This window comes from Bradyrhizobium uaiense (genome assembly GCF_010811875.1).
Lineage (GTDB): Bacteria > Pseudomonadota > Alphaproteobacteria > Rhizobiales > Xanthobacteraceae > Bradyrhizobium > Bradyrhizobium uaiense.
The window spans coordinates 1-6,436 of record NZ_VKHP01000372.1 but is presented as its reverse complement, the minus strand read 5'-3'; the positions used below and the strand labels follow the sequence as shown (position 1 = coordinate 6,436).

Sequence of the window (6,436 nt, the reverse complement as noted above, 5' to 3'; positions counted from 1 at the left end):
CTGATATCTTCAGTGTGTTGTGCGTCGGCCGCGGCAGATGGGTATAAGAGGCAGGAGGTCGGATTGCGTCAGCAATCAGGGTGAGGGGCGAGGCACGCGCGCAATCGCAAAAAAATGCTCGCCGGATGGAGGTCCCTCACCCCAACCCTCTCCCCGCAAAAGGGCGGGAGAGGTGAAGAACTCCAAAGGAGAGACTCCCATGGCCTCGGCACAAGTGATCCGCCTGCACGCCGACGACAGCGTCCTGATCGCGCGCGCGAGCCTGCCGCCGGGGCTCGAGGTGACCGAAGGCGTCACCACGGTCGATCGCATTCCGGCCGGCCACAAGGTCGCGATCAAGCCGATCGCGCAGGGTGAGCCGATCCGGCGCTACGGCCAGATCATCGGCTTTGCGACTCAGCCGATTGCGCCCGGCCAGCATGTGCACACGCAGAACTGCGGCATGGGCGATTTCGCCAAGGATTATGCCTACGGCGTCGACGTCAAGCCGGTGCCGAACTTCGATCTGCCGGCGACCTTCGAAGGCATCCGCCGCGCTGACGGCCGTGTCGCGACGCGCAACTATATCGGCATCCTCACCTCGGTGAATTGCAGCGCGCATGTCGCCGGCATCGTCGCCGACATGTTCAAGAAGAATCCGTTCACCGGCGACAACCCGCTCGCTGACTTTCCGAATGTCGATGGTGTCGTCGCGCTGACTCACAAGACCGGCTGCGGCATGACCCAGGATGAGCCGCTGGCGCTGCTTCGCCGCACGCTCGGCGGCTATGCGCGGCACGTCAATTTCTCCAACGTCATCGTGCTCGGCCTCGGCTGCGAGGTGAACCAGATCGGCGGCCTGATGCAGGAGCAGAAGCTCGCCGGCCGCCTGCGCGCGATGGACATCCAGGAGGTCGGCGGCACCCGCAAGACCGTGGAAGCCGGCGTTGCGTTCGTGAAGGAAGCGCTTGCCGACGCCAACAAGGTCAAGCGCGAGGCCGTGCCGGCGAGCGAGCTTACCGTGGCGCTGCAATGCGGCGGCTCGGACGGTTACTCCGGCGTGTCGGCCAACCCGGCGCTGGGCGCGGCCAGCGATCTGCTGGTGCGCCACGGCGGCACGGTGATCCTCTCCGAGACGCCCGAAACCTACGGCGCCGAACATCTGTTGACCCGCCGCGTGGTCAGCCGCGAGGTCGGCGAAAAACTGGTCGGCCTGATGCGCTGGTGGGAGGAATACACCCAGCGCGAAGGCGCTGAGATGAACGCCAATCCGAGCCCCGGCAACAAGGCCGGCGGCCTCACCACGATCCTGGAGAAGTCGCTCGGCGCGATGGCCAAGGCCGGCAGCACCAACCTTGTCGACGTGCTGCATTACGCCGAGCCCGTCACCAAGAAGGGTTTCGTGTTCATGGACACACCCGGCTACGACCCGGTCGCTGCGACCGGCCAGGTCGCCGGCGGCGCCAACCTCGTCTGCTTCACCACCGGCCGCGGCAGCGTGTTCGGCTGCAAGCCCGCGCCGTCGATCAAGCTCGCCACCAACACGCCGATGTACAAGCGGATGGAAGACGACATGGACGTCAATTGCGGCACCATTCTCGACGGCGAGGAGAGCGTGCAGGAATGCGGCCAGCGCATCTTCGACCTCATCCTCAAGACCGCCTCGGGCCAGCCGACCAAGAGCGAGAGTTTTGACTTTGGCGGCGCCGAGTTTGCGCCGTGGGTCTTGGGCGCAACGATGTAGTAGGGGCTACGATCTAGCCTTACCCTCCGCTGTCGTCCCGGCGAAAGCAGGGACCCATAAACACCGGCCGTGGTGATGTTAAGGTGTCTGCCACCGTGCTTCATCGATAGATCACGCGGTATGGGTCCCTGCTTTCGCCGGGACGACGAGTTCTGTTGACGCGGCCTCCCGGATTGCGCTTCGCTGCATCCGGGGCTGCAGCTCGTGAGCTGTTCGCCCACTGGACGGAGGACATATGCGCGCGCTTTGGTTCGCGATTGTTGGGTGCCTCGCTTTTCTCACCGCTTTAGATATCGGCGCCGCATCGGCCAACGCCGCGACCATCGTGGCGCTTGGCGCGAGCAACACCTACGGCAAAGGCGTGGCGCGCAACCAGGCTTATCCCGCGCAGCTCGAAGTGATCTTGCGGGCCAAGGGATTGAACGTCCGTATCGTGAACGCCGGCATCAACGGCGACACCACGGAAGGGATGCTGCAACGCTTGGATCGGGCGGTCCCCAACGGGACCCGAGCGGTTATCCTGCAGCCCGGCGGCAACGACAGGCGCAAGGGCAGTCCGGACCGGACGGCGGATATACAAAGCCGGCTCAGCGCCCGCGGCATCAAGGTGATCATGCTCGCTAACGGGATGCTGGGCGGACTCCCCCATCAGCCCGATGGTGTGCATCTGACCCCCGAGGGCTATCATATGCTCGCCGAGCAGCTCGCTTCGCAGGTATCGGGCTCGATCGGCCGCTAGCCGGTGAGGGCGACCTGCCGCGGCAATCGCCGACGTCGGAACAGCGCGCGGATATTTCCTGGGCAATCGCTGCCCGTTGTTAGTGCTTGATCCATACCGGAACCAGTGTTCTGCTCAAAAAAGCTGCTGGAGTCCTTGGTCCGTGTCGATCTTCGTCGCACTGCATCACGTCACGCACTACAAATACGACCGGCCGATCGATCTCGGGCCCCAGACCATTCGGCTCCGGCCCGCGCCGCATACCCGCACGCCGATCCTGAGTTATTCGCTCAAGGTCACGCCATCAAATCACTTCGTGAACTGGCAGCAGGACCCGCAGGGCAATTGGCTGGCGCGCTACGTCTTTCCGGAGAAGGCGACCGAGCTCAAGGTCGAGGTCGATTTCACCGCGCAGATGACGGTGGTCAATCCGTTCGACTTCTTCGTCGAGCCCTACGCCAACAGCTTTCCGTTCGAATATCCCGCCGATCTCAAGACCGAGCTTGCGCCCTATCTTGAGACAGATGAGCCCGGGCCATTGCTCGCAGCTTACCTGAAGGAGATTCCGCGCAAGGCCGACAGCACGGTCAATTTCCTGGTCGAGTTGAATGCGCAGCTGCAAAAGAAGATCAGCTACGTGATCCGCATGGAGGCCGGCATCCAGTCGCCGGAGGAGACGCTGGCGGCGGGCTCCGGCTCCTGCCGCGATTCGGCGTGGCTCCTGATCCAGGCGCTGCGCCATCTCGGGCTCGCTACGCGTTTCGTCTCCGGCTATCTCATCCAGCTGCGGCCCGACATCGATCCGCTCGAGGGGCCGCGTGAGGTCGAGAGCGATTTTACCGATCTGCACGCCTGGGCCGAGGTCTATCTGCCGGGCGCAGGCTGGATCGGGTTCGACGTCACCTCGGGCATGCTGACGGGCGAAGGTCACATCCCGGTGTGCGCCACGCCGCATTATCGCTCGGCGGCGCCGGTGACCGGCACCGCAGGCTTCGCCAATGTCGAGTTCGGCTTCGAGATGAGCGTCAAGCGCATCCGCGAAGCGCCGCGGATCACGAAGCCGTTCTCCGATCAATCCTGGGCGCGGCTCGACCGCGTCGGCGAGCAGGTTGATGCCGATCTGAACAAGGACGATGTGCGACTGACCATGGGTGGCGAGCCGACTTTCGTCTCGGTCGACGATCTGGAATCGCCGGAGTGGAACGTCGCCGCGGTCGGTCCGACCAAGCGCGTGCTCGCCGACGAATTGATCCGCAAGCTGCGCACGCGGTTCGCACCCGGTGGCCTGCTGCATTACGGCCAGGGCAAATGGTATCCCGGCGAGAGCCTGCCGCGCTGGGCGTTTGGCCTTTATTGGCGCAAGGACGGCAAGCCGATCTGGAAGAATGCCGAGCTGATCGCAGGCATCGAGAATTCGCGGAAGGCCGAGGTGGCCGATGCCGAGCGCTTTGCCGTTGGCACCGCGAAGAAGCTCGGACTCGGCGCCGACTATGTCATGCCGGCTTATGAAGACCCGGCGTTCTGGCTGCAGCGTGAAGCCGGGCTGCCGGCCAACGTCACGCCCGACAACTCCAAGCTGACGGATGCCGAAGAGCGCGCGCGCCTGGCGCGGGTGTTCGACGAGGGACTGACGACGCCGAAGGGCTTTGTGTTGCCGATCCAGCGCTGGACGCCGCTCGCCGACAAAATCCCTGCGCGCTGGCGCAGCGAGCACTGGAAGATCCGACGCAGCCATCTGTTCGCATCACCTGGCGATTCCCCGCTCGGCCTGCGGCTGCCGATCGGCTCGCTCGAACATGTCACGCCCGGGGACTATCCTTACATCGTCGAGCAGGATCCGATGGCGCCGCGCGAGGCGCTTGCCGACGCGGAGCTGAAGCAGGCGCTGAAGGACATCCCCGAGCCGCTGCCGGTGCGCACCGCAATGGTGATCGAAGTCCGCGACAGTGTGCTCTGCGTCTTCATGCCGCCGGTCGAGAAGGTCGACGACTATCTCGAACTGATCACCGCAATCGAGGCGACCGCCGAAGAAACGCAGCTCGCGGTGCATGTCGAAGGCTATTCGCCGCCGTTCGATCCGCGCGTTGAGGTAATCAAGGTGACGCCCGATCCCGGCGTGATCGAAATCAACGTGCAGCCGGCGCAGAGCTGGCGCGAGGCCGTCGACATCACGCTCGGTCTCTATGAGGACTCGGCAAAGACGCGACTAGGGGCCAACCGTTTCCTGATCGACGGCCGCCACACCGGCACCGGCGGCGGCAACCACATCGTGGTCGGTGGCAGCAAGCCGGAGGATTCGCCGTTCCTGCGCCGGCCCGATCTGCTGAAGAGCCTCGTGCTGTACTGGCAGCGGCATCCGTCGCTGTCCTATCTGTTCTCCGGCATGTTCATCGGCCCGACCAGCCAGGCGCCGCGCATCGACGAGGCGCGGCATGACGGGCTCTATGAGCTGGAGATCGCGCTGTCGCACGTGCCGCCGCCGGGCATGGATGCGCCGCTGTGGCTGGTCGACCGCCTGTTCCGCCACATCCTGGTCGACATCACCGGCAACACCCATCGCGCCGAGATCTGCATCGACAAGCTCTATTCGCCCGACGGTCCGACCGGCCGGCTCGGCCTGGTCGAATTCCGCGCGCTTGAAATGCCGCCCGACCCGCGTATGTCGCTGGCGCAGCAGCTGTTGATCCGCGCGCTGATCGCAAAGCTGTGGCGCGAGCCGCAGCAGGGAAAGTTCGTGCGCTGGGGCACCGCGCTGCATGACCGCTTCATGCTGCCGCATTTCCTCTGGGAGGATTTTCTGGGCGTGCTCGCCGAGCTCAAGCAATCCGGCTACGACGTCGAGCCGGAATGGTATCAAGCCCAGCTCGAATTTCGTTTTCCCGCCTTCGGCCGCGTCCATCATGGTGGCGTCGGCCTCGAGCTGCGGCAGGCGCTCGAACCCTGGCATGTGCTGGGCGAGGAAGGCACCTCGGGCGGCACCGTACGTTACGTCGATTCGTCGGTCGAGCGGCTGCAAGTGAAAGCGACCGGATTCGTCGAGGGCCGTCACGTCGTCACCTGCAACGGCAGGCGGATGCCGATGACCGAGACCGGCCGCTCCGGCGAGGCGGTCGCAGCCGTCCGCTTCAAGGCCTGGCAGCCGGCCTCCGGCCTGCATCCGACCATTCCGGTGCACGCGCCGCTGACGTTCGACCTGATCGATACGTGGAACGGCCGCTCGCTCGGCGGCTGTGTCTATCATGTCGCCCATCCCGGCGGCCGCAACTACGAGACCAAGCCGGTCAATTCCTATGAGGCCGAGGCGCGGCGGCTGGCGCGCTTCCAGGAGCACGGCCACACCCCCGGCAGGATCGAGCCGCCGCCGGAGGAACGCACAATTGAGTTTCCCTTGACCCTCGACTTGCGAACGCCGCTCCTGCACTAATTGGATGCAGGGGAAGTGCAATGACCGTGTCGGGTGGCCAAGGCAGTAGTCAGGAGAGCAGGGCCCGTCCAGGTCAGCGCCGGATGGCGCAATGGACCCGTGACTATGTCCGGCTGCCCGGCATTCCCGACGAATATATTGCCGAGAATGGCGCGCCGCGACCGGTCTGGGCCCGCTTCTTCGACGCGTTCGCCGCGTTGTCGCCGGCCGATATCGAGCGCCGCTTTGCCTCCGCCGACCGCCATCTGCGCGAGGCCGGCGTCACCTATCGCGCGCCTGGCGATACCTCCGACCGGATCTGGCCGCTCAGCCACCTGCCGTTGATCATCGACGCCGCCGACTGGCGCCAGCTCGCCGCCGGCGTCGCGCAGCGCGCGCAGCTTCTGGAGATGGTGCTGGCCGATCTCTACGGCGAAGGCCGCCTCGTCGCTGACGGCGCGATCCCCGCGGCGGCGATCGCCGAGCACCCACCAGCGGCCGTCGGGCCCTCGGCCGATGTCGGCGGCATAGAGATGCAGATAGCGCCCGCCCGGCGGCTTGATGCCGCTGACCGCACGCAGATATTCGCTGC

Annotated in this window: 3 protein-coding genes and 1 pseudogene; all 4 read left to right on the top strand. The window is 65.4% G+C overall.

Annotated features, from left to right (window positions below; translation table 11 throughout):
- Nucleotides 1-199 precede the first annotated feature (199 nt).
- The gene (locus FNJ47_RS43900; RefSeq protein ID WP_163162737.1) at nt 200-1,723 is read left to right on the top strand and encodes a UxaA family hydrolase; all 1,524 of its coding nucleotides are present in this window, start codon (nt 200-202) and stop codon (nt 1,721-1,723) included.
- A 235-nt stretch (nt 1,724-1,958) separates the two neighbouring features.
- On the top strand, nt 1,959-2,462 hold the full coding sequence (locus tag FNJ47_RS43895) for a GDSL-type esterase/lipase family protein (RefSeq protein ID WP_163162735.1): 504 nt from the start codon (nt 1,959-1,961) through the stop codon (nt 2,460-2,462).
- A 142-nt stretch (nt 2,463-2,604) separates the two neighbouring features.
- Nucleotides 2,605-5,865 (top strand): transglutaminase family protein, encoded by a 3,261-nt coding sequence (locus FNJ47_RS43890; RefSeq protein WP_163162733.1) that lies wholly within the window; start codon nt 2,605-2,607, stop codon nt 5,863-5,865.
- 83 nt (nt 5,866-5,948) lie between these two features.
- A pseudogene (locus FNJ47_RS52060) lies at nt 5,949-6,326 on the top strand (circularly permuted type 2 ATP-grasp protein); the annotation flags it as partial.
- Nucleotides 6,327-6,436: the final 110 nt, after the last annotated feature.